The organism is Cupriavidus sp. FW306-01-F10A (assembly GCF_058782785.1).
Genome location: NZ_JBYSYA010000002.1, coordinates 293,131 through 314,375, shown reverse-complemented (window position 1 = coordinate 314,375; position 21,245 = coordinate 293,131). Strand labels below are relative to the sequence as shown.

Sequence of the window (21,245 nt, the reverse complement as noted above, 5' to 3'; positions counted from 1 at the left end):
ATCTGCCGCGCGCGGCTGCCGACAGGCACGCATCTACCAAACAACCAGGCACAAACGCGGCGGCCGCCGACCAGGCGGCCAGCCCGGACCACAGGGAGCAGAACAGTATGGCGAATGGCGAGGACGCGGGATTCCTGCCGCAATGGCGGCTCAAGACCGAAGGCGTGATCGGGCCGGATGAGCGGCTGCCCGCCGGGCAGACGCTGCTGGCCGGCATCCAGCACGTGGTGGCGATGTTCGGCTCGACCGCCATTGCACCGATCCTGATGGGTTTCAACCCGAATATCGCCATCCTGTTTTCCGGCATCGGCACGCTGATCTTCTTCCTGTGCGTGCGCGGGCGGGTGCCGAGCTATCTTGGCTCCAGCTTCGCCTTCATCGCCGTGGTGATCGCCGCCACTGGCTACGCGGGCAGCGGCCCCAACCTCAATATCCCGGTGGCGCTGGGCGGCATCATCGCCGCCGGTGCGCTGTACACGGTGATCGGCCTGATCGTGCAGGCGGTGGGCTACGCCTGGGTCGAAAAGCTGATGCCACCGGTGGTGACCGGGGCCATCGTCGCGGCGATCGGGCTGAACCTGGCCCCGGTGGCGGTCAAGGCAGTCAGCGGCGCGGCCCTCGATACCTGGGTGGGCCTGCTGACGGTGGTGGCCGTGGGGCTGGTGGCGGTGCGTGCGCCCGGCATGATCGGGCGCCTGCCGGTGCTGATCGGCGGCCTGGCCGGCTACCTCGCCTACTACCTGGGCACCAACGTGATGGGGCTGGGCAAGCCGATCGACTTCTCCAGCGTGGCTGCGGCCAGCTGGTTCGGGCTGCCGGCGTTCACCGCACCGACCTTCGAGTTAAGCGCCATGCTGCTGATCGCCCCGGTGGCGATTGTGCTGGTGGCGGAGAACCTGGGCCATATCAAGGCCATCGGCGTGATGACCGGGCGCAACCTGGACCCGTATATCGGCCGTGCCTTTATCGGCGACGGCATCGCGACCATGCTGTCGGCCAGCGGCGGCGGCACCGGCGTGACCACTTATGCCGAGAACATGGGCGTGATGGCGGTCACCAAGATCTACTCGACGCTGATCTTCGTGGTCGCGGCCGCGGTGGCCATCCTGCTGGGCTTCTCGCCCAAGTTCGGTGCACTGATCCTGACCATCCCGGGTCCGGTGATCGGCGGGCTGACCATCGTCGTGTTCGGCCTGATCGCGGCGACGGCGGGCCGGATCTGGGTGCAGAACAAGGTGGACTTCTCCAGCTCGCGCAACCTGATCACGGTCGGCGCCACGCTGACCGTGGCCGCCGGCGACCTGACGCTGAAACTGGGCGGCATGACGCTGGGCGGCATCGGCACCGCCACCTTCGGCTGCATCCTGCTGTACCACCTGCTGGGCGAAGGCAACCACGAAGAGGGCTGAGCCAGGGCAGGATGGGCGCAGGCGGGTGGGTGGCAGCGTAAATCCCGCCTGCCGGCGAGGGATAGGTGTCTGGATTACAATGGCCGGCGAATTGGAATCCCCCGTTTGCGACCCCCTTTCGCGACCCCTCGCTCCATGGCCTACAAGACAATTGAAGACACCATCGGCAATACGCCGCTGGTCAGACTGCAGCGCATCCCCGGTGCCGCCAACGACGCGCGCGGCAATGTGATCCTCGGCAAGCTCGAAGGCAACAACCCGGCCGGTTCGGTCAAGGACCGCCCCGCGGTGTCGATGATCGCCCGGGCCGAGGCGCGCGGGCGCATCAAGCCGGGCGACACCCTGATCGAGGCGACTTCCGGCAATACCGGCATCGCGCTGGCCATGGCGGCCGCCATCCGCGGCTACAAGATGGTGCTGATCATGCCCGAGGACCTGAGCCTCGAGCGCCGCCAGAGCATGGCGGCCTATGGTGCCGAGATCATCCTGACCCCGGTCAAGGGCGGCATGGAGTACGCGCGCGACCTGGCGGATTCGATGGAACGCGACGGCAAGGGCGTGATTCTCGACCAGTTCGCCAACCCGGACAACCCGCAGGCGCACTACGAGGGCACCGGGCCGGAGATCTGGCGCGATACCGACGGCCGCATCACCCACTTCGTTTCGGCGATGGGCACCACCGGCACCATTACCGGCGTGTCGCGCTACCTGAAGGAACAGAACCCGGAGATCCAGGTCATCGGCGCGCAGCCAGCCGAAGGCTCGCGCATCCCGGGCATCCGCAAGTGGCCCGAGGCGTATCTGCCCAAGATCTACGATGCCAGCTACATCGACCGCACCGAGCCGGTGAGCCAGGGCGATGCCGAGCACATGGCGCGGCGCATGGCGTCCGAAGAGGGCATCTTCTGCGGCATTTCGGCCGCGGGCGCGCTCTGCGTGGCGCTGCGCATTGCCGAGGAAGTGGAGAACGCCACTATCGTCTTCGTGGTGTGCGACCGCGGCGACCGCTACCTGTCGACCGGCGTGTTCCCGGCGTGACCTGAACCGGTGCCAACAAGAAAGGCCTCGCAAATGCGAGGCCTTTCTTGCTTTGGCGGGCAGCTGGCGTCAGCCCATCGCCGCCTTGACCGCCTCGCCCAGCTGGTACACCGCCAGCGCATAGAAGAAGCTGCGGTTGTAGCGCGTCAGCACGTAGAAGTTGCGCAGGCCGAGCAGGTACTCCGTGGGCTGGTCGGGGGTGGGCAAGTCCACCACCAGCACGCCGGTCTCGCCTTCGCGCGCGGGGTCGATCGGCTCGTCCACGCGCAGGCCGGCGCGGGTCAGCTGGTTGAGCGTGCGCGTTGGCCACGGCTCGCCGTCGGCCGCCGCGGTGGCGACACCCAGGCTGCCGGCGTCGCCGGCAATGCGCCACACCACCGGGCGGCCCGGCTCCCAGCCGTGCAGCTGGAGGAAGCGCGCGACACTGCCGATGGCATCGGTAGGGCTGTTGCGCAGGTCGATGCGGCCGTTGTTGTCGTAGTCGATGGCGTATTCGCGCAGGCTGGTCGGCATGAACTGCGGGATGCCGATCGCGCCCGCGAAGGAGCCCAGCACCGAGTACACGTCGGTGCGGGTGTCGCGGCACCACAGCAGGTAGTCGGCCAGCTGGTTGCGGAACAGCGTGGTGCGGGCTTCGCGGTTGGGCGTGTCCGGGTAGTCGAAGGCGAGCGTGGACAGCGAATCGAGCACGCGGAAGGTGCCCATGTCGCGGCCATAGATGGTTTCCACGCCGATGATGCCGACGATGACCGATGCCGGCACGCCGAACTCGGCTTCGGCGCGGCGCAGCGTGTCGCGGTTGTCCTGCCAGAAGCGCACGCCCGCGTTGATGCGGATCGGCTCGATAAAGCGCGAGCGGTAGGTGCGCCAGCTTTTGCGGCCGGTGGTGGCGGGCGGCATGATCAGGCGCACCACGGTGGCGGAATAGACCGCCTGGCCAAACCACTCCTGCAGCATGCCACGGTCAAGGCGGTGGCGGGCCACCATCTCGTCGATAAATGCGCGGGTCTGCGGATTGTCGCGGTAGCGGCCGGGTTCGATCTCTTCCTCGCGCATGCTGACGCGGCGCTTGCCCGCGGCGAGCAGGCTGGGGGAGAGGCCGCAGAGTCCGAGTGCGGCAGCGGAAAGCGCGGCGCCCAGCAGGGGGCGTCGCAGTGAGCGCTGGGTGTCGGTCATGATGTCCTTTGCAAGTCGCACCGAGTATAGCGGATGCCACTGCGGCAACTATGGGCAAGCCGTCACGACATCGCGCGCCGGCGCCGCTGGGTGGCTTGGGCTGGCGTGTGCTAACGTAGCGATTGGAGACAACATCGCGACGATAAGAGATGCCGACAGGCTATTACACGCACCCCGAGTTCCAGCGGCACGAGATGGGGCATTTCCATCCGGAGTGCCCGGAACGCCTTCAGGCGATCGAGGATCACCTGATTTCGCACGGCCTGGACGGGCTGCTGGAGCGCCGCGAAGCCGCGCCCGCCACGCGCGAGCAGCTTGAGCGCGTGCACCGGCCCGACTATGTCGATTCGCTCGAACGCGCCAGCCCGGCCAGCGGCTATCACGCGATCGATCCGGATACCTCGATGAACTCGCACACGCTCGCCGCCGCCACGCTGGCCGCGGGCGCGGCGGTGGCGGCCACCGATGCGGTGATCGCGGGCGAGTTCGAGAACGCGTTCTGCTGCGTGCGCCCGCCCGGCCACCACGCCGAGCCTGACCGCGCCATGGGCTTCTGCTTCTACAACAACGTCGCCATCGCCGCGCGCCACGCGCTGCGGGCGCACGGGCTGGAGCGCGTGGCCATCATCGATTTCGACGTGCACCACGGCAACGGCACCGAAGCGGCATTCCGTGGCGACGAGCAGGTGATGATGTGCAGCATCTTCCAGCACCCGTTCTATCCGTACAGCGGCACCGAGCATCTTGCTCCCAATATGGTCAACATCCCGCTGCCGGCCTATACCAACGGCATGGCCGTGCGCGAAGTGGTCGAGACCATCTGGCTGCCGCGGCTCAATGAGTTCCGCCCGCAGATGCTGTTTATCTCCGCCGGCTTTGACGCGCACCGCGAGGACGACCTGGGCCAGATGGGCCTGGTGGAGCAGGACTACGCCTGGATCACCGGCCAGCTGGTGGACGTTGCGCGCGCCCATGCACAGGGCCGCATCGTCAGCTGCCTGGAGGGGGGCTACAACCTGAGCGCGCTGGGCCGCAGCGTACTGGCGCACCTGAAGGTGCTGCTGGAACGATAGGAGAGCATGGCCATGGCCGAGAACGATGCGCGCGTGGACGCGCCGCTGCTGACCGAAACGCGCGATGCCGCGGGCGTGGTGCGACTGACCATGAATCGGCCGCAGGCGTTCAATGCGCTGTCAGAAACGCTGCTCGACGCGCTGACCGACGCTCTCGGCCGGCTGGCGTCGGACCACACCGTGCGCGTGGTGGTGCTGGCTGGCGCCGGCAAGGCCTTCTGCGCCGGGCACGACCTGCGCGAGATGCGGGCCTCGCCGTCGCACGACTACTACCGGCGCCTGTTCGACCGCTGCACGCGCATGATGATGGCGATCCAGAAGATGCCGCAGCCGGTGCTCGCGCGCGTGCAGGGCATCGCCACGGCGGCGGGCTGCCAGCTGGTGGCCATGTGCGACCTTGCGGTGGCCGCCGACGATGCGCGCTTTGCGGTGTCCGGCGTCAACCTGGGCCTGTTCTGCTCGACGCCCGGGGTGGCGTTGTCGCGCAACCTGCATCGCAAGCAGGCGATGGAGATGCTGCTGACCGGCGACATGATCGACGCCGAAACCGCCCGCGAGCGCGGGCTGGTGAACCGGGTGGTGCCCGCTGGCCAGCTCGACGAAGAGGTGGCGCGCCTGGCCGCCAGCATCTGCGCCAAGCCGGCCGCCGCGGTGGCCGCCGGCAAGGGCCTGTTCTACCGCCAGCTGGAAATGGGCATCGAGGCCGCCTACCAGCTCGCCGGCCAGACCATGGCCTGCAACATGATGGACGAGTCGGCGCTGGAGGGGGTGCAGGCCTTCATTGACAAGCGCTCGCCGTCCTGGCGTGGCTCATAGGCGACTTTTTGGGCGTTTATATGCCGGGAGCGTATAAAGACATCGGTAAAAAGTCGTTTATGGTATGAAGCGAATCGCATAAAATACGCGCTTCAGAAAAATAACGAGCGGCAACAGCGCTGGAGATCCCTCGCCTGTTGCCGTTTTCTTTTGGTCACCTTTCCATGATCGAACTGCAAGGACTGTCGCAGCGCTTCCCGGGCGCGTCTGGCGACGTGCATGCATTGCGGGACGTCAGCCTGTCGATAGCGGCGGGCGAGGTCTTCGGCATTATCGGCCGCAGCGGCGCCGGCAAGAGCACGCTGGTACGCGCCATCAACCTGTTGAACCGGCCCTCGAGCGGCCGCGTGATCGTCGCGGGCCAGGAACTGACCGCGCTGGACACGGGCGCGCTGCGCCTGGCACGCCGCGAGATCGGCATGATCTTCCAGCACTTCAACCTGCTGTCTTCGCGCACGGTGTATGAGAACGTGGCGCTGCCGCTGGAACTGGCCGGCAAGCCCAAGGCCGAGATCGCCGCGACGGTGCTGCCGCTGCTGGACCTGGTGGGCCTGTCGGCGTTGAAGGACCGCTATCCGGCGCAGATCAGCGGCGGGCAGAAGCAGCGCGTGGGCATTGCGCGTGCGCTGGCCAGCAAGCCCAAGGTGCTGCTGTCGGACGAGGCCACTTCCGCGCTGGACCCCGAAACCACCCGCTCCATCCTGGATCTGCTCAAGCAAATTAACCGCGACCTGGGCCTGACCATCGTGATGATCACGCACCAGATGGAAGTCATCAAGCAGGTCTGCGACCGCGTGGCCGTGCTTGAAGCCGGCCAGGTGGTGGAGACCGGGCGCGTGATCGACGTATTCCTGCGCCCGCAGCACGACGTCACCCGCGCCATGATCGGCGACGTCATCTCGCAGGAACTGCCGGCCAGCGTGCTCAAGCGCGTGGAAAGCCGGCTGGGCAACGGGCGCGACCACGTCTACCGCCTTGCCTTCACCGGCGAGGGCGTGGACCAGCCGGTGCTGGCCCAGGCGATCCGCCGCTACGGGCTGGACTTCAATATCCTGCATGGCCATATCGACGAGATCCAGGGCCAGGCCTTCGGCTCGCTGGCGATCATGGCCACGGGCGAACTGGCCGACGTGAAGGCGGCGATGGAATACCTGCAGGCGCAAGGCGTCGTGGTGGAGGAGTTCGAGCATGTGGTCTGAAATGTTTGACCTGTTCCTGACCTCGTTCAACGAGACCCTGCTGATGGTGGCAATCTCGGGCGTGGTCGGCTCGTTGCTGGGCGTGCCGCTGGGCGTGCTGCTGCACCTGACCAACCGCGGCGGCGTGTTGTCGCATCCGCTGTTCAACCGCAGCATCGGCGTGGTGGTCAATGCGGTGCGCTCGATCCCGTTCATCATCCTGCTGGTGGTGGTGATCCCGTTCACGCGCTTTATCGTCGGGTCGTCGATCGGCACCACCGCGGCGATCGTGCCGCTGACCATCGCGGCGATCCCGTTTATCGCGCGCCTGGTGGAAAGCGCGCTGCGCGAGGTCGACAAGGGCCTGGTCGAGGCCGCCCAGTCGATGGGCGCCACCACCCGCCAGATCGTGTGGAAGGTGCTGCTGCCCGAGGCCATGCCCGGCATCGTCGCCGGCCTGACCATCACCTTTGTCAGCCTGGTCGGCTATTCGGCCATGGCCGGCGCGATCGGCGGCGGCGGCCTGGGCGACCTGGGCATCCGCTACGGCTACCAGCGCTATATCACCGAGGTCATGGTGGCGGTGGTGGTGATCCTGATCGTGTTCGTGCAGGCCGTGCAGAGTTTCGGCGACTGGCTTGTCCGCCGTATCAGCCACCGCTAGTCAGCCACTGCCCAAGCCAATTATTTTCTGAAACAGGAACGCATATCATGCAACGTCGCAACCTGCTGCAATGGATTCTCGGCGCCGCGATCGGCGCAACGCTGGCCACTGGCGCCGTCGCCCAGGAAAAGCCGATCAAGATCGGCGTGACCGGCGGCCCGCACGCCCAGATCATGGAGCAGGTGAAGAAGGTCGCCGCCAAGGACGGCCTGAACATCCAGGTGGTCGAGTTCAGCGACTACATCCAGCCCAACGCCGCGCTGGCTGCCGGCGACCTGGACGCCAACAGCTACCAGCACCTGCCGTACCTGGAAGCCCAGATCAAGGACCGCGGCTACAAGTTCGCGCATATCGCCTATACCGTGACCTTCCCGATGGGCGTGTACTCCAAGAAGATCAAGTCGCTCGACCAGCTCAAGCAGGGCGCGCGCGTGGGCGTGCCCAACGATCCCACCAACGGCGGGCGCGGCCTGTTGCTGCTGCAGAGCAAGGGCGTGATCAAGCTAAAGCCCAACGCCGGCCTGAAGGCCACGCCGCTGGACATCGTCGAGAACCCGAAGAAGATCCGCATCGTCGAGCTGGACGCCGCGCAGCTGCCGCGCTCGCTGGATGACCTGGATGCCGCCGCCATCAACGGCAACTACGCGGAATCGGCCGGCCTGTCGCCCGTCAAGGACGCCATCGCCATCGAAGGCCCGAAGGGTCCTTATGCTAACCTGATCGCGATCCGCGAGGCCGACAAGAGCAAGCCCTGGGTGGCCAAGCTGGTGAAGGCCTACCATTCGCCGGAAATCAAGCAATACGTCACATCGACCTTCAAGGACTCGGTCATTACCGCCTGGTAAGCCGGCGTCACTTTGAGGTTTTCATCCAATCAGACGATGCCCGCAAGCCCCGGTTTGCGGCACAATCGCTGGACGGCTGGGATCTGCCGGGCTATGCCCGGCATCATTTTGCCGATAAAATAGTACGATCGTTCGAAAAACAGGAGAGCCGCCAACCCGGTGGTTATAATGACGAGCGAACAATATTTCTGACTATCAGCTATCAGTGGAGTGAGCGCATGAAAGTACTCGTCGCAGTCAAGCGGGTGGTGGATTACAACGTCAAGGTCCGCGTCAAGCCGGACGGCAGTGGCGTCGATCTGGCCAACGTGAAGATGAGCATGAACCCCTTCGACGAAATCGCCGTGGAAGAGGCCGTGCGCCTGAAGGAAGCCGGCGTTGCCACCGAAGTGATCGCCGTCTCGTGCGGTGTCACGCAGTGCCAGGAAACCCTGCGCACCGCGATGGCCATCGGTGCCGACCGCGGCATCCTGGTGGAATCGAACGAAGACCTGCAACCGCTGGCCGTGGCCAAGCTGCTGAAGGCGCTGATCGACAAGGAACAGCCGCAACTGGTGATCCTGGGCAAGCAGGCCATCGACGACGACTCCAACCAGACTGGCCAGATGGTGGCCGCGCTCGCCGGCCTGCCGCAAGCCACGTTTGCCTCGAAGGTGGTGGTTGCCGATGGCAAGGCCTCGGTGACGCGTGAAGTCGATGGCGGCCTGGAAACGCTGTCGCTCAAGCTGCCGGCCGTGGTCACGACCGACCTGCGCCTGAACGAGCCGCGCTACGTGACGCTGCCGAACATCATGAAGGCCAAGAAGAAGCAGCTCGATACCGTCAAGCCGGAAGACCTCGGCGTCGACGTCAAGCCGCGCCTGTCGACCCTGAAGGTGGTCGAGCCTGCCAAGCGCAGCGCGGGTGTGATGGTGCCGGACGTCGCGACGCTGGTGCAGAAGCTGAAGAACGAAGCCAAGGTTATCTGAGCGCGGGGGAGAAATAACATGACTGCACTCGTCATTGCTGAACACGACAATCAATCCATCAAGGCCGCCACGCTGAACACCGTGACTGCCGCTGCCCAGTGCGGCGGCGACGTGCACGTGCTGGTGGCTGGTGCCAACGCCAAGGCCGCGGCCGATGCCGCCGCCAAGATCGCCGGCGTGACCAAGGTCCTGCTGGCCGACGCCCCTTACTTCGGTGACGGCCTGGCCGAGAACGTGGCCGAGCAGGCGCTGGCCATCGCCAACGACTACTCGCACATCCTGGCTCCGGCCACCCCGTACGGCAAGAACATCCTGCCGCGCGTGGCTGCCAAGCTGGACGTGGCCCAGATCTCGGAAATCTCCAAGGTCGACGCCCCGGACACGTTCGAGCGCCCGATCTACGCCGGCAACGCCATTGCCACGGTCAAGTCGGAAGACAAGATCAAGGTCATCACCGTGCGCGGCACCGCCTTTGACGCCGCCGCAGCCGAAGGTGGCTCGGCTGCCGTCGAGACCCTGCCGGCCGTGGCCGACGCAGGCGTTTCGCAGTTTGTTTCGCGCGAAGTGGCCAAGAGCGACCGTCCGGAACTGACCGCCGCCAAGATCATCGTCTCGGGTGGCCGTGGCGTGGGTTCGGGCGAGAACTACGCCAAGGTGCTGACGCCGCTGGCCGACAAGCTGGGCGCCGCGCTGGGTGCCTCGCGCGCCGCCGTGGACGCCGGCTTCGTGCCGAACGACTACCAGGTCGGCCAGACCGGCAAGATCGTCGCGCCGCAGCTGTACATCGCCGTCGGCATCTCCGGCGCGATCCAGCACCTGGCCGGCATGAAGGACTCCAAGGTGATCGTCGCGATCAACAAGGATGCCGAAGCCCCGATCTTCTCCGTGGCCGACTACGGCCTGGTGGGCGACCTGAACACCGTGGTGCCGGAGCTGGTGGCAGCACTGGGCTGATGCCTTGCCGGCCGCCAGGCGGCCGGCACTGGTAGCAAGTACGAGCCGTTCCGGGGGTGACCCGCGAACGGCTTTTTCATACATGTTGGGAGACATCGATGACTTACCGTGCGCCGATCAAGGACATGCTGTTCGTCATGAACGAGCTGGCCGGGCTAGAGGCCGTGAGCAAACTGCCGGGCTTCGAGGAAGCCACGCCGGAAACGGCCGAGGCAGTGCTGGACGAGGCCGCCAAGTTCAACGAGCAGGTCGTCGCGCCGCTGAACCGCGCCGGCGACCTGGACCCGAGCAGCTGGAAGGACGGCGTGGTCACCACCACGCCCGGCTTCAAGGAGGCCTTCCGCCAGTTCGGCGAGGGCGGCTGGCAGGGCGTGCTGCATCCGCAGGAGTTTGGCGGCCAGGGCCTGCCCAAGCTGGTCGCCACCGCCTGCAACGAGATGCTGAACACCGCGAACCTGTCGTTCGCGCTGTGCCCGCTGCTGACCGATGGTGCCATCGAAGCGCTGCTGACGGCCGGCACGGATGAGCAGAAGGCCACCTTCCTGCCCAAGCTGATCTCGGGCGAGTGGACCGGCACCATGAACCTGACCGAGCCGCAGGCCGGCTCGGACCTGGCCGCGGTGCGCACCCGCGCCGAGCCGCAGGGCGACGGCACCTACAAGGTGTTCGGCACCAAGATCTTCATCACCTACGGCGAGCATGACATGGCGAAGAACATCGTCCATCTCGTGCTGGCGCGCACGCCCACCGCGCCCGAGGGCGTCAAGGGCATCTCGCTGTTCATCGTGCCGAAGTTCATGGTCAACGCCGACGGCAGCACCGGTGAGCGCAACGACGTGCATTGCGTCTCGATCGAGCACAAGCTGGGCATCAAGGCGAGTCCCACGGCCGTGCTGCAGTTCGGCGACCATGGCGGCGCCACCGGCACGCTGGTCGGCGAAGAGAACCGTGGCCTCGAGTACATGTTCATCATGATGAACTCGGCACGCTTCTCGGTCGGCATGCAGGGCATCGCCGTGTCCGAACGCGCCTACCAGCAGGCGGTGGCCTTTGCGCGCGAGCGCGTGCAGAGCCGCCCGGTCGATGGTTCGGCGCGCGAGGCGGTGACCATCATCCACCACCCGGACGTCAAGCGCATGCTGATGACCATGCGCGCGCTGACCGAAGGCGCGCGCGCCGTGGCCTACGTGGCCGCGGCCGCCAGCGACGCGGCGCACCAGCATCCCGACGAAGCGGTGCGCCAGCAGAACCAGGCCTTCTATGAGTTCCTGGTGCCGGTGGTGAAGGGCTGGAGCACCGAGCTGTCGATCGATGTCACCAGCCTGGGCGTGCAGGTGCACGGCGGCATGGGCTTTATCGAGGAAACCGGCGCGGCGCAGCACTACCGCGATGCGCGCATCCTGCCGATCTACGAAGGCACCACGGCAATCCAGGCCAACGACCTGATCGGCCGCAAGACCGTACGCGACGGCGGCGCCGTGGCGCGTGCGATCTGTGCGCAGATCGCCGAGACCGAGGCTGCGCTGGGCAAGCATGGCTGCGCTGCGTTCACCGCTGTGCAGTCGCAGTTGGCCAAGGGCCGCGCGGCGCTGGAAGACGTGGTGGCGTTTGTCGTGGCCAATGCCAAGTCGGACCCGAACGCCGTCTTTGCCGGCAGTGTGCCTTACCTGAAGCTGTGCGGCATCGTGTTCTCTGGCTGGCAGTTCGGTCGTGCGATGCTGGCCGCCGATGCGAAGCGGGCCGAGGATCCGGGCTTTTATGACGCCAAGATCGCCACCGCGCATTTCTTTGCGGAGCACATCCTGTCGCAGGCGTCGGCTTTGCGCGATGCCATCGTCAGTGGTGCGGCACCGGTGAATGCGATGACGGCCGAGCAGTTCTGAGCGGCCTGACAGTCGCCGGAAAGAAGAAGGGCGGCCCCGCGGGGTCGCCCTTTTTGCTTATCGAGGCAGCGCCTGCTTCAGGCAGTGGCCGGCCTGGGCGTCAGGCGATGGCGCGCCGGCTTCAGGTAGCGGCCCACCGACAGGTCGTCGGCGCGGATCGCCGGCGAGGTGCCCGAGACCAGGTCCGAGAGCAGCTTGCCCGAGCCGCAGGCCATGGTCCAGCCGAGCGTGCCGTGGCCGGTGTTCAGCCACAGGCCGCGCACCTGGGTCGGGCCCACGATCGGCGTGCCATCCGGCGTCATCGGGCGCAGGCCGGTCCAGAAGGTGGCCTGGCTGACATCGCCGGCGCCCGGGAACAGGTCGGTGACCACGTGTTCGAGCGTGCGGCGCTTGGCCGGATCCAGGCTGCGGTCATAGCCGACGATCTGCGCCATGCCGCCCACCCGGATGCGGTCGTCGAAGCGGGTGATGGCAACCTTGTAGGTTTCGTCCAGAACGGTGGACACCGGGCTGCGCGACGGATCGCTCAGCGGCACCGTGATCGAGAAGCCCTTGAGCGGATACACCGGCAGGTTGGACATGCCATGCAGGAACGGCTTGACCAGTTGCGTCGACCAGCTGCCCAGCGCCACCACCACCAGGTCGGCATCCATCGGCTGGCCGTCGACCACGGCGCCGGTGACGGCATCGCCCTGGGTCATCAGGCTGTCGATCGAGCGGTTGTACAGGAGTTTCACGCCCAGCAGCTCGGCCATGCCCGCGAGCCGTTGCGTAAACAGCGCGCAGTCGCCGGTTTCATCGTTGGGGAGGCGCAGGCCGCCGGCCAGCTTGTGGCGGACGGCGGCCAGCGCCGGTTCGCTCGCGGCGAGTTCCTCGCGCGAAAGCAACTGGTAAGGCACGCCGGCTTCTTCCAGCACGGCGATGTCCTTGGCCGCGCCTTGCAGCTGCTCGTCGGTGCGGAACACCTGCAGCGTGCCTTGCTGGCGGCCTTCATAAGCGATGCCCGTCTCCGCGCGCAGCGCGCGGATGCAGTCGCGGCTGTATTCGGCCAGCCGCACCATGCGCTCCTTGTTGACGGCGTAGCGTTCGGCGCTGCAGTTCTGCAGCATCTGCCACATCCATTGCAGCTGGAACAGCGTGCCGTCCGGACGGATGCTGAGCGGCGCGTGTTCCTGGAACATCCACTTGATCGCCTTCAGCGGTACGCCCGGCGCCGCCCACGGCGACGCATAGCCGGGCGAGATCTGCCCCGCGTTGGCAAAGCTGGTGCCGAGCGCGGGCCCGGCCTCGCGGTCGACGACGGTCACTTCGTGACCGGCCTTGGCCAGATACCACGCACTGGTGACGCCAATAACGCCGCTGCCTAGTACGAGAACGCGCATGTCCGGGGGCTCCAACTGCGGTGACAAGTTGATAAAGGATTTATCTCTATACTATTGAATCCAATCCAGTCATTGTTATCGAATTTCTCAGGAAAACAGGAAAAACTCATGAGAACGAGTCGCCAGCCCATGCGCACCCTCGACCGGCTCGACCGCAAGATCCTGACGGCGCTGCAGAGCGACGGCCGGATGTCGATGAAGGACCTGGCCGAGGCGGTCGGCCTGACCATCACGCCCTGCATCGAGCGCGTCAAGCGCCTGGAGCGCGATGGTGTCATCATGGGCTACTACGCGCGGCTGAACCCGGCGCTGCTGGGCAGCGCGCTGCTGGTGTTCGTCGAGATCTCGCTGGGCAACAAGTCGGGCAATATGTTCGAGCAGTTCCGGCGCGAGGTGCTGCGTATCCCGGAAGTGCTGGAATGTCACCTGGTATCGGGCGATTTCGACTACCTGATCAAGGCGCGCATCCGCGAGATCGGTGAATACCGCCGGCTGCTGGGCGACATCCTGCTGCAGCTGCCCGGGGCAGCGCAGTCGAAAAGCTATGTGGTGATGGAAGAGATCAAGGAGACGCTGGCGATTTCCGTCGAGGAGAAGAGCCAGGCAGTATGACCAAGGCCAGCATGGAGCGCCCCCCGCCAAAACCCAAGCCCGCCAGCAGCCGCCCGACGCGGCCCGACGCCGACCCCGACGCGCTCGCGCCGCAGGCAGGCCCGCGGCCGCCCGTGGCGCGCAAGGGCCGGGGCGCCGTGAGCAACCTGCAGGGGCGTTTCGAGCGCGACCTGCGTGAAGCGTTCGACGATGGCTGGGGCAGTGCACCGGAAGAGGCGCCGCGTACCACCGAAGCCGCATCGTCGCCGGAGGCAGCCCCGCTGCCGCCGCTGCGCACGGAAGTCCATATCGAGCGCGCCCGTTCGGTCCTGACGCGCAATGCATCGCCCGACATCCCGTTCGATGTCTCGCTCAACCCCTACCGCGGTTGCGAGCACGGCTGCATCTACTGCTTCGCCCGGCCGACGCACGCCTACCTGGACCTGTCGCCGGGGCTGGACTTTGAAACGCAGCTTTATGCCAAAACCAACGCCGCCGAGCGGCTGCGCGAGGCGCTGGCACGGCCGTCGTACCGCTGCGAGACCATCGCGCTGGGCGTCAACACCGACGCCTACCAGCCGATCGAGCGCGAACAGCGCATCACGCGCGGCGTGCTGGAGGTGCTGAACGAGTGCGACCACCCGGTGGCGCTGATTACCAAGTCGTCTCTGATCGAGCGCGATATCGACCTGCTCGCGCCGATGGCGGCGAAGCGGCTGGCGGTGGCGGCGGTCACCATCACCACGCTGGACGCTGGCATCGCGCGCACGCTGGAGCCGCGCGCGGCCACGCCGTCACGCCGGCTGCGCACCATCCGCACGCTGACCGACGCCGGCATCCCGGTGGGTGTGAGCATCGCCCCGGTGATCCCGTTCGTCACCGAACCCGACCTTGAGCGTGTATTGGAAGCGGCGCACGAAGCGGGCGCCGTCTATGCAAACTACATCGTGCTGCGGCTGCCCTGGGAAGTGCGGCCGCTGTTCGAGGAATGGCTGCTGGCGCATTTTCCCGAGCGCGCGGAACGGGTGATGAACCGCGTGCGCGACATGCGCGAGGGCAAAGCCTACGATGCCAGCTTTGCCTCGCGCATGCGCGGTACGGGCGTGTGGGCGGACTTGCTGCGTCAGCGTTTCTACAAGGCCGCCGAACGGCTAGGGTTTCGTTACAACCGGTTCGAGCTGGATACGTCGCGTTTCCGCCCGCCAGTCAGGGGGCCCCGCGGCAAGGACGATCCGCAGGGTTCGCTGTTCTGAGTCTTCCGGGCGCGTTCGGTGGCCTGCTGGTCGCCGATCATGCTGCTGGCGAGTTCCAGCGCGGCCTTCGCGCTCGATGGCGGCAGTCCCGAGGACAGCGCCAGCCTGACAGCGATCGCCGCCAGGCGTCCTTCCTCATAGGTTGGCATGTCGATGCTTGCTCCTTTGCGCCAGGGTGTGGCCCCGCCGCGCGTGACGCCGCCGGAATCGGACGGCTCTACCAGTATGGGCGAATTGGCGGAAAGGAGAACCGCCGTTTGCGCCGGCCTTGATCGTGCGCAAGCGCGCAGTGCGCTCTAGGTATCGGGCCGGTCCCAATAGGGCGGGTTGCCGAAGCGCTCGGCGAAGAAATCCACGAAGGCGCGTGTCTTGGGCGGTACCAGGTGCCGGCTGGGAAACACTGCCCAGATCGACACTGCCGGCACCACCGGGTATTCGTCCAGTACTGTCACGAGCGCGCCGCTGCGCAACAGCGGGCCCACATCCCAGGTCGACTTGAGCGAGATGCCGACGCCGGCCACCACCGCGTCGCGCAGCACTTCGCCGTTATCCACGCGCAGGTTGCCGCGCACGTGCACCACGGTCTCGCCCAGTGGCGTATTGAAGCGCCACGCCGACTGGTCGGCCAGCACCAGGCAGTTGTGCTGGCGCAGGTCGTCCGGGTGGCGCGGCACGCCGTGGCGCTGCAGGTAGGCGGGTGAGGCGCAGATCACGCGGTGGCTGGGTGCGAGCGCGCGTGCCACCAGCGTGGAATCGGGCAGCACGCCCATGCGCAGCGCCACGTCGATGCTGGCATCGACCAGTCCGATCACCTGGTCGGTCAGGCGCAGGTCAAGCGCGATATCGGGATAGGCGGCGAGGAATTCGGGCAGCGCTGGCGAGACATGCTGGCGCCCGAAGGACGCCGGCGCGGTCACGCGCAACTGCCCGCGCGGGCGCTCGGCGCTGGTGCCGACCGATGCGCTGGCCAGATCCGCGGTGGCAAGCAACTGCTCCGCATGCGGCAGGAAGCGCTCGCCGTCGGCGGTGAGTGCCAGCCGCCGTGTGGTGCGATGCAGCAGGCGGCTGCCCAGCGACTGTTCCAGCCGGCCCAGGCGGGCGCTGGCGCTGGAGGTGGACAAGCCCAGGTCGCGTGCGGCGGCCGACAGGTTGCCCAGCGCCGCGGCGCGGACGAAGACGGCAATGTCGAGCAGGTCGAAATGCACGGCGCCAATGCCGCCGCGGCCGCTATTGCGACAACGCGCGGGCGGCCTCGACCTGCGATTCGAAGAAGGTCTGGAAACTGATCGCCAGCCCTGCCATCAGCAGGCCGGTGCCGATCAGCAGCGACAGGATCACCAGGATCACTACCGGCCAGCCGGAGCGTGTAGGTTTGCCGAGTTGGTTGAAGCGTGCGTCCCATTTGTCGTCCGGGCGCAGCCCGTAGACGATGGCCGCCAGGAAGGCGCTGATGACGGAGGCTCCGCCGGCGACGGCGAAGGTCCAGTTCAGCGCCGGGCTGCCCGCGCCGGTCGCCATCGAGGCCACGCCGAGCGCGCCTGCCAGCAGCGCCAGCAGGTGCACCCAGCCATACGGATCGCGCAGGCCGCCCAGGTAGAAGCGATGCGCGCCCAGGCTGCCGCACAGGAACGCCAGCGCCACGGTCAGCAGCTTCGATTTGCCGCGGGCGGGCGGCGAGGCGAGCGTGGAGGCATGGCGGGCTGGCGTGGCTGCAGGCATGGTCGGATTTCCGGCGGTTGCGGGCCGGCAATGCACCGGCACAGGAACGGCGGCACACGGGTACCGGCCGGCCCACATTGTACGCCGGCAGTCAGCGCAAGAAAGGGAAGTGCGTCAGAAGACGCGCAGGACGGCGCTAATGCCAGCCGGACTGCAGGCCGTCCAGGAAGGCCACCGCGTGCTCGCTGATATGGGTTTCGCCGTAGAGGACCAGGGTCAGGAGGCCCATGAACAGGATTGACAGCGATAACTGGCCCGCGTGTTCGGCCAGGTCGCTAAGAAGGGGTGACATGACAAACCTCACAGAATTATTGTCTTTCTGGAGGCTGCGCCCGGGCCGTCTTGATCGGGTCCGGCAGGAGGTGTCGGGCAGAGGCAGGTCAGTTCGATTGCCGTCTGCACTGGACGGCACGCTGTGAGCCCCGGGCAGCGCCGGGCGGCAGCCTGTGCGTGGCACCCGCAAAGCGGGGCGCACACTTGAATAGAGACCGGGGGAGCGGGGGCGGAGTTCCGCGAACCGCCGCAAGACCGTTGGGCAGTGCGGCGACGGGCGGGGGTGTGCCGACAGCCGTCAGCAGTGACCTTTATCGGCCATTGTCGCGGCCACGTGCCTGCCAGCCGGGGCCGACGTTGCCTGGCCGGGAGTCGTTGCGGGCTTCATTGGGGTTGTCGCGTTCCTGGCCCCGGCCGCGGTTGTCGTCGCGGGCACCAGCCAGTGCGGCGCGGCGCCCGCTCAGGCGATCGTCGGCACGGGCACGTGCCTCCATGCGGTCGATCTGGGCTTGCACGTGCTCGCGGCTCTCGGCGCGCACGCTGGCCATCTGCCAGCCGTCGCGGGGCTGCGGCTGCATCCGTGCGGACCGGCTATCGGGCCGTACTTGTTGCCAGAACGCGACCTGGGCATGGCTGGTGGCAACCGCGCCGACCAGGCCCGAGGCCACCAGGATGCCAGCCACCAGGTCGCGCAGGAGAGAGCGGGTGAGCATGCGGATTCCCAGGTTCCTGACGCGCTGTGTTGCTGTTGGAAGATGGGTTCATGGTACGCATGGGCCATCGGGGCGCCTATGCCAATCCCGTTACCGGTGTAACGGATTGTTTCGGCCACCCAGACCCCCGTTCCGTGGGGTTTTCAGCGGGATTCAGGGTCGGTAGCGGATGCGGTAAATGGCCCCGGCAAGGTCGTCGCTGACCAGCAGCGAACCGTCCGGCGCAACCAGGACGTCGACCGGGCGGCCCCACGGCCTGCCGCCGCGCAGCCAGCCCTGCGCGAACACCTCCTGGCGCACCGCCTTGCCGGCATCGTCCAGCGCCACGCGGACCACGCGGTAGCCGGACGGCTCGCTGCGGTCCCAGCTGCCGTGCTCGGCAATGAAGACGTTGTTGCGGTAGGCCGCCGGGAATTGCGTGCCGGTGTAGAAGCGCATGCCCAGGGCCGCGACGTGCGCGCCCAGGCGAGCCACCGGCGGCACGAACTCGGCGCAGGGCCGCTGGCTGCCGTATTCGGGATCGGCAACCGTGCCGGCATGGCAGTACGGGTAGCCGAAATGCTGGCCGGCAGCGGTGGCGCGGTTGAGCTCGTCGTCGGGCACGTCGTCGCCCATGCGGTCGCGGCCGTTGTCGGTGAACCACAGCTCGCGCGTGGCCGGGTGCCAGTCGAAGCCGACGGTGTTGCGCACGCCGCGTGCCACTACCTGCAGGTCGCTGCCGTCGGGCTTCATCTTCATGATGTTGGCGTAGCGGTTCTCGTCCGGCGCGCAGATATTGCATGGCGCGCCGACCGGCACGTAGAGGTAGCCGTCGGGGCCGAAGGCGATGAATTTCCAGCCGTGATGCCCGTCTGTCGGGAAGCGGTCGCTCACCACCGTTGGTGCCGGCGGCTGGTCGAGGCTGGCCTCGATATGGTCGATCCGCACGATCTTCGACAGCGAGGACGCATACAGGCTGCCGTCGTGCAACGCCACGCCGACCGGCATGCGCAGCCCGGTGGCGACCGTGCGCACGCGCGGCCGGGCCCCCAGCGCGTCGGTCACCGCGTAGACCTTGCCTTCGCTGCGCGAGCCGACGAAGAGCGTGCCCGACGGCGACATCGCCATGGCGCGTGCGCCCGGCACGTCCTGCGTCAGCACCTCGATGCGGAAACCAGGCGGCAGCCGGACCTGGTCCAGCGGCAGGGCGGCCGGCGCGGACCCGGTGCCTGCCAGCAGTACAATGGCGAGCAGGGAAGCTGGCCGTAAGGTGCGGGCCATGAAGTGCAGAACGGGGCGCATGTCGGGCCTCCTGTCGCGGTTTTTGCCACGATGCCTGCACGGCAGGCGCGCGTCAATCACCTAAGTGTTTGTTTGGCCTCGGTAATTGGGCTATACTCTTGCGTTTCGTGTTCGAACGTCCTCGAACACCCCGTTTTCTGAGGAATCATTCCATGGTCGTTATCCGTCTGGCTCGCGGCGGCAGCAAGAAGCGCCCGTTCTTCAACATCGTCGCCACCGACTCGCGCAACCGTCGCGATGGTCGTTTCATTGAGCGCGTTGGTTTCTACAACCCGCTGGCTACGGAAGGTGAAGAAGGCCTGCGCCTGGCGCAAGACCGCCTGGCCTACTGGCAAGGTGTTGGCGCCCAGCTGTCGCCGACCGTTGCCCGCCTGGTCAAGCAAGGCGCCGCCAAGGCTGCTGCCTGATAGTCGCCTGCAGCGCGCCCCGTCGAGCCGTTTTTACGGCCGGCCGGGCGCGTTCTTATTGCACACGTGACTGAACGAAAGCAGGGCGCCGCCCGGCCGCTGAACCGACCGCTGGTTCAGCCCCAGGGCGAGCCGCAAAAGGCTTGCAAACTGCCCGCGGCGCTCCTGTATGCCGACCCCCTGCCGGAAGACCTGGTGGAGGTCGGCTATATTGGCGCTGCCTACGGCATCCGCGGCTGGATCAAGGTCTTGCCGCATGCCGATGATGCTTCGGCCCTGCTGCATGCCCGCCGCTGGTGGCTGCTGGCACCGCCGCAGGCGGGGCTGGTGGCGGCCGATGCGTCGCGTGCCCAGCCCGTCTGCGTGAAGATCGCGCAGTCGCGCGAGCACAGCGGCACCGTCGTGGCGCAAGCGTCCGGCGTGGCCGACCGCAATCTTGCGGAAGCGCTCAAGGGCCGTCGCGTGTGGATCCGGCGTGCGGATTTTCCCGCGCCGGAAGAAGATGAGTTCTACTGGGTCGACCTGATCGGCTGCACCGTCAGCAACGAGCAAGGCGAGTTGCTGGGCGAGGTGTCCGGGCTGATCGACAACGGTGCCCACCAGATCCTGCAGGTGGCCTGCGTGCTCCCTGACGGCAAGGCCGGTGAACGGCTGATCCCGTTTGTCGATGCGTTCCTGCGCTCGGTCGATACCGCGGGCAAGCGCATCGTGGTCGACTGGGGGCTCGATTACTGAGCCCGTGCCTTCGCGGTGCGGGGTTCGGAAGGGAGAGAGCGGATGCAGTTCGATGTGATCACGCTGTTTCCCGACATGTTTCGCGCGCTGACCGACTGGGGTATCACCAGCCGGGCGGCCAAGCAGCAGCGCTATGGCTTGCGTACCTGGAATCCGCGTGATTTCACGGTCGACAACTACCGCACCATCGACGATCGTCCTTACGGCGGCGGCCCCGGCATGGTGATGCTGGCCAAGCCGCTGGATGACGCGATCGATGCCGCGGTGGCGGCGCAGGCGCAGGTCGGCGTGCCAGAGCCGCATGTGGTGCTGATGTCGCCGCAGGGCAAGACGCTGTCGCATGCCAAGGTGATGGAGCTGGCCGAACGGCCGGGCCTGGTCTTGCTGTGCGGCCGGTATGAGGCCATCGACCAGCGGCTGATCGACCGCCGCGTGGACGAGGAAATCAGCCTCGGCGACTTTGTGCTGTCGGGCGGCGAACTGCCGGCGATGGCGCTGATCGACGCCGTGGTGCGGCATCTGCCCGGCGTGCTGGGCGATGCGCAGTCGGCCGTGCAGGACAGCTTCGTCAACGGCCTGCTGGATTGTCCGCACTACACGCGGCCGGAAGAATATGAAGGCGTGCGGGTGCCCGAGATCCTGCTCGGGGGCCATCACGCCGAGATCGAGAAATGGCGGCGCCAGCAGGCGCTGGCCAATACCGCGAGCAAGCGCCCCGATCTGATCGAGGCCGCTCGCAAACAAGGTTTGCTGACCCGGGCTGACGAGAAGTTCTTGTCGGAATGGGCGGCGAAGGAAGGGCGGGGGGAGACCCCCGCCAGGTAAAACCCCATCCTCTGCCGGGGCCCGGGCAACGCCTGGGGCATACAACGCCGGCACGATGGCTA

General features: G+C 67.0%; 22 protein-coding genes. 15 read left to right on the top strand and 7 right to left on the bottom strand.

What is annotated here, in order from left to right:
* Nucleotides 1–107 precede the first annotated feature (107 nt).
* On the top strand, nucleotides 108–1,409 hold the full coding sequence (locus AC3WLF_RS04475; RefSeq protein ID WP_011614702.1) for a solute carrier family 23 protein: 1,302 nt from the start codon (nucleotides 108–110) through the stop codon (nucleotides 1,407–1,409).
* Nucleotides 1,410–1,544: 135 nt separating this feature from the next.
* The gene (cysM, locus tag AC3WLF_RS04470) at nucleotides 1,545–2,447 is read left to right on the top strand and encodes a cysteine synthase CysM (protein WP_010812945.1); all 903 of its coding nucleotides are present in this window, start codon (nucleotides 1,545–1,547) and stop codon (nucleotides 2,445–2,447) included.
* Nucleotides 2,448–2,516: 69 nt separating this feature from the next.
* Here cysM and mltB read toward each other — a convergent pair whose 3' ends face one another.
* Nucleotides 2,517–3,623 (bottom strand): lytic murein transglycosylase B, encoded by a 1,107-nt coding sequence (mltB, locus tag AC3WLF_RS04465; RefSeq protein WP_340523979.1) that lies wholly within the window; start codon nucleotides 3,621–3,623, stop codon nucleotides 2,517–2,519.
* A 149-nt stretch (nucleotides 3,624–3,772) separates the two neighbouring features.
* On the opposite strand from mltB, the gene AC3WLF_RS04460 reads away from it, so the two are divergent.
* The 8 genes from AC3WLF_RS04460 (at nucleotide 3,773) to AC3WLF_RS04425 (ending at nucleotide 12,004) form a co-directional block, all read left to right on the top strand.
* On the top strand, nucleotides 3,773–4,696 hold the full coding sequence (locus AC3WLF_RS04460) for a histone deacetylase family protein (RefSeq protein WP_492357886.1): 924 nt from the start codon (nucleotides 3,773–3,775) through the stop codon (nucleotides 4,694–4,696).
* Between the two features lie 12 nt (nucleotides 4,697–4,708).
* On the top strand, nucleotides 4,709–5,512 hold the full coding sequence (locus AC3WLF_RS04455) for an enoyl-CoA hydratase (protein ID WP_492351754.1): 804 nt from the start codon (nucleotides 4,709–4,711) through the stop codon (nucleotides 5,510–5,512).
* Between the two features lie 164 nt (nucleotides 5,513–5,676).
* Nucleotides 5,677–6,711, top strand: a complete 1,035-nt coding sequence (locus AC3WLF_RS04450; protein ID WP_492321413.1) for a methionine ABC transporter ATP-binding protein — start codon at nucleotides 5,677–5,679, stop codon at nucleotides 6,709–6,711.
* On the top strand, nucleotides 6,701–7,354 hold the full coding sequence (locus AC3WLF_RS04445) for a methionine ABC transporter permease (protein WP_010812940.1): 654 nt from the start codon (nucleotides 6,701–6,703) through the stop codon (nucleotides 7,352–7,354). The genes AC3WLF_RS04450 and AC3WLF_RS04445 overlap by 11 nt, the downstream gene beginning before the upstream one ends.
* A 47-nt stretch (nucleotides 7,355–7,401) precedes the next feature.
* A complete protein-coding gene (locus AC3WLF_RS04440; RefSeq protein ID WP_492321414.1) occupies nucleotides 7,402–8,199 on the top strand; it encodes a MetQ/NlpA family ABC transporter substrate-binding protein in 798 nt (265 codons plus the stop codon).
* 218 nt (nucleotides 8,200–8,417) lie between these two features.
* Complete coding sequence (locus AC3WLF_RS04435) at nucleotides 8,418–9,167, top strand: electron transfer flavoprotein subunit beta/FixA family protein (protein ID WP_340523966.1); 750 nt, start codon at nucleotides 8,418–8,420, stop codon at nucleotides 9,165–9,167.
* Between the two features lie 18 nt (nucleotides 9,168–9,185).
* Nucleotides 9,186–10,121, top strand: coding sequence for an electron transfer flavoprotein subunit alpha/FixB family protein (locus AC3WLF_RS04430; RefSeq protein WP_492357885.1), 936 nt, complete (start codon nucleotides 9,186–9,188; stop codon nucleotides 10,119–10,121).
* 98 nt (nucleotides 10,122–10,219) lie between these two features.
* The gene (locus AC3WLF_RS04425; protein ID WP_492357884.1) at nucleotides 10,220–12,004 is read left to right on the top strand and encodes an acyl-CoA dehydrogenase; all 1,785 of its coding nucleotides are present in this window, start codon (nucleotides 10,220–10,222) and stop codon (nucleotides 12,002–12,004) included.
* Nucleotides 12,005–12,081: 77 nt separating this feature from the next.
* Here the strand turns inward: AC3WLF_RS04425 and AC3WLF_RS04420 are convergent, their stop codons facing one another.
* Nucleotides 12,082–13,386 (bottom strand): D-amino acid dehydrogenase, encoded by a 1,305-nt coding sequence (locus AC3WLF_RS04420; protein ID WP_492357883.1) that lies wholly within the window; start codon nucleotides 13,384–13,386, stop codon nucleotides 12,082–12,084.
* Between the two features lie 108 nt (nucleotides 13,387–13,494).
* Between AC3WLF_RS04420 and AC3WLF_RS04415 the strand changes: the two genes are divergently transcribed.
* Together AC3WLF_RS04415 and AC3WLF_RS04410 are read left to right on the top strand one after the other, a co-directional pair.
* On the top strand, nucleotides 13,495–13,998 hold the full coding sequence (locus AC3WLF_RS04415; RefSeq protein WP_010812934.1) for an Lrp/AsnC ligand binding domain-containing protein: 504 nt from the start codon (nucleotides 13,495–13,497) through the stop codon (nucleotides 13,996–13,998).
* A complete protein-coding gene (locus AC3WLF_RS04410; RefSeq protein ID WP_492351758.1) occupies nucleotides 13,995–15,230 on the top strand; it encodes a PA0069 family radical SAM protein in 1,236 nt (411 codons plus the stop codon). Before AC3WLF_RS04415 ends, AC3WLF_RS04410 begins: the two co-directional genes overlap by 4 nt.
* A gap of 296 nt (nucleotides 15,231–15,526) precedes the next feature.
* On the opposite strand, the gene AC3WLF_RS04405 is transcribed toward AC3WLF_RS04410, so the two are convergent.
* The 5 genes from AC3WLF_RS04405 to AC3WLF_RS04385 form a co-directional block, all read right to left on the bottom strand.
* Nucleotides 15,527–16,435, bottom strand: coding sequence for a LysR family transcriptional regulator (locus AC3WLF_RS04405; protein ID WP_492321418.1), 909 nt, complete (start codon nucleotides 16,433–16,435; stop codon nucleotides 15,527–15,529).
* 22 nt (nucleotides 16,436–16,457) lie between these two features.
* Nucleotides 16,458–16,949 (bottom strand): NINE protein, encoded by a 492-nt coding sequence (locus tag AC3WLF_RS04400; protein ID WP_492321419.1) that lies wholly within the window; start codon nucleotides 16,947–16,949, stop codon nucleotides 16,458–16,460.
* Between the two features lie 136 nt (nucleotides 16,950–17,085).
* Nucleotides 17,086–17,241 (bottom strand): hypothetical protein, encoded by a 156-nt coding sequence (locus AC3WLF_RS04395; protein ID WP_492321420.1) that lies wholly within the window; start codon nucleotides 17,239–17,241, stop codon nucleotides 17,086–17,088.
* A gap of 292 nt (nucleotides 17,242–17,533) precedes the next feature.
* The gene (locus AC3WLF_RS04390) at nucleotides 17,534–17,935 is read right to left on the bottom strand and encodes a hypothetical protein (RefSeq protein ID WP_010812929.1); all 402 of its coding nucleotides are present in this window, start codon (nucleotides 17,933–17,935) and stop codon (nucleotides 17,534–17,536) included.
* Nucleotides 17,936–18,088: 153 nt separating this feature from the next.
* Nucleotides 18,089–19,216, bottom strand: coding sequence for a PQQ-dependent sugar dehydrogenase (locus AC3WLF_RS04385; RefSeq protein WP_492321421.1), 1,128 nt, complete (start codon nucleotides 19,214–19,216; stop codon nucleotides 18,089–18,091).
* 152 nt (nucleotides 19,217–19,368) lie between these two features.
* On the opposite strand from AC3WLF_RS04385, the gene rpsP reads away from it, so the two are divergent.
* The 3 genes from rpsP to trmD all read left to right on the top strand — a co-directional run bounded on the left by rpsP (nucleotide 19,369) and on the right by trmD (nucleotide 21,183).
* Nucleotides 19,369–19,623, top strand: coding sequence for a 30S ribosomal protein S16 (rpsP, locus tag AC3WLF_RS04380; RefSeq protein WP_010812927.1), 255 nt, complete (start codon nucleotides 19,369–19,371; stop codon nucleotides 19,621–19,623).
* Between the two features lie 111 nt (nucleotides 19,624–19,734).
* Nucleotides 19,735–20,358, top strand: coding sequence for a ribosome maturation factor RimM (gene rimM, locus AC3WLF_RS04375; protein WP_051398514.1), 624 nt, complete (start codon nucleotides 19,735–19,737; stop codon nucleotides 20,356–20,358).
* A gap of 42 nt (nucleotides 20,359–20,400) precedes the next feature.
* Complete coding sequence (gene trmD, locus AC3WLF_RS04370; protein ID WP_492357882.1) at nucleotides 20,401–21,183, top strand: tRNA (guanosine(37)-N1)-methyltransferase TrmD; 783 nt, start codon at nucleotides 20,401–20,403, stop codon at nucleotides 21,181–21,183.
* Nucleotides 21,184–21,245 lie beyond the last annotated feature (62 nt).

Coding starts and splice junctions, on each gene's coding strand:
- AC3WLF_RS04475 (WP_011614702.1), top strand. CDS start 108: ATGGCGAATGGCGAGGACGCGGGATTCCTGCCGCAATGGCGGCTCAAG.
- cysM (WP_010812945.1), top strand. CDS start 1,545: ATGGCCTACAAGACAATTGAAGACACCATCGGCAATACGCCGCTGGTC.
- mltB (WP_340523979.1), bottom strand. CDS start 3,623: ATGACCGACACCCAGCGCTCACTGCGACGCCCCCTGCTGGGCGCCGCG.
- AC3WLF_RS04460 (WP_492357886.1), top strand. CDS start 3,773: ATGCCGACAGGCTATTACACGCACCCCGAGTTCCAGCGGCACGAGATG.
- AC3WLF_RS04455 (WP_492351754.1), top strand. CDS start 4,709: ATGGCCGAGAACGATGCGCGCGTGGACGCGCCGCTGCTGACCGAAACG.
- AC3WLF_RS04450 (WP_492321413.1), top strand. CDS start 5,677: ATGATCGAACTGCAAGGACTGTCGCAGCGCTTCCCGGGCGCGTCTGGC.
- AC3WLF_RS04445 (WP_010812940.1), top strand. CDS start 6,701: ATGTGGTCTGAAATGTTTGACCTGTTCCTGACCTCGTTCAACGAGACC.
- AC3WLF_RS04440 (WP_492321414.1), top strand. CDS start 7,402: ATGCAACGTCGCAACCTGCTGCAATGGATTCTCGGCGCCGCGATCGGC.
- AC3WLF_RS04435 (WP_340523966.1), top strand. CDS start 8,418: ATGAAAGTACTCGTCGCAGTCAAGCGGGTGGTGGATTACAACGTCAAG.
- AC3WLF_RS04430 (WP_492357885.1), top strand. CDS start 9,186: ATGACTGCACTCGTCATTGCTGAACACGACAATCAATCCATCAAGGCC.
- AC3WLF_RS04425 (WP_492357884.1), top strand. CDS start 10,220: ATGACTTACCGTGCGCCGATCAAGGACATGCTGTTCGTCATGAACGAG.
- AC3WLF_RS04420 (WP_492357883.1), bottom strand. CDS start 13,386: ATGCGCGTTCTCGTACTAGGCAGCGGCGTTATTGGCGTCACCAGTGCG.
- AC3WLF_RS04415 (WP_010812934.1), top strand. CDS start 13,495: ATGAGAACGAGTCGCCAGCCCATGCGCACCCTCGACCGGCTCGACCGC.
- AC3WLF_RS04410 (WP_492351758.1), top strand. CDS start 13,995: ATGACCAAGGCCAGCATGGAGCGCCCCCCGCCAAAACCCAAGCCCGCC.
- AC3WLF_RS04400 (WP_492321419.1), bottom strand. CDS start 16,949: ATGCCTGCAGCCACGCCAGCCCGCCATGCCTCCACGCTCGCCTCGCCG.
- AC3WLF_RS04395 (WP_492321420.1), bottom strand. CDS start 17,241: ATGTCACCCCTTCTTAGCGACCTGGCCGAACACGCGGGCCAGTTATCG.
- AC3WLF_RS04390 (WP_010812929.1), bottom strand. CDS start 17,935: ATGCTCACCCGCTCTCTCCTGCGCGACCTGGTGGCTGGCATCCTGGTG.
- AC3WLF_RS04385 (WP_492321421.1), bottom strand. CDS start 19,216: ATGCGCCCCGTTCTGCACTTCATGGCCCGCACCTTACGGCCAGCTTCC.
- rpsP (WP_010812927.1), top strand. CDS start 19,369: ATGGTCGTTATCCGTCTGGCTCGCGGCGGCAGCAAGAAGCGCCCGTTC.
- trmD (WP_492357882.1), top strand. CDS start 20,401: ATGCAGTTCGATGTGATCACGCTGTTTCCCGACATGTTTCGCGCGCTG.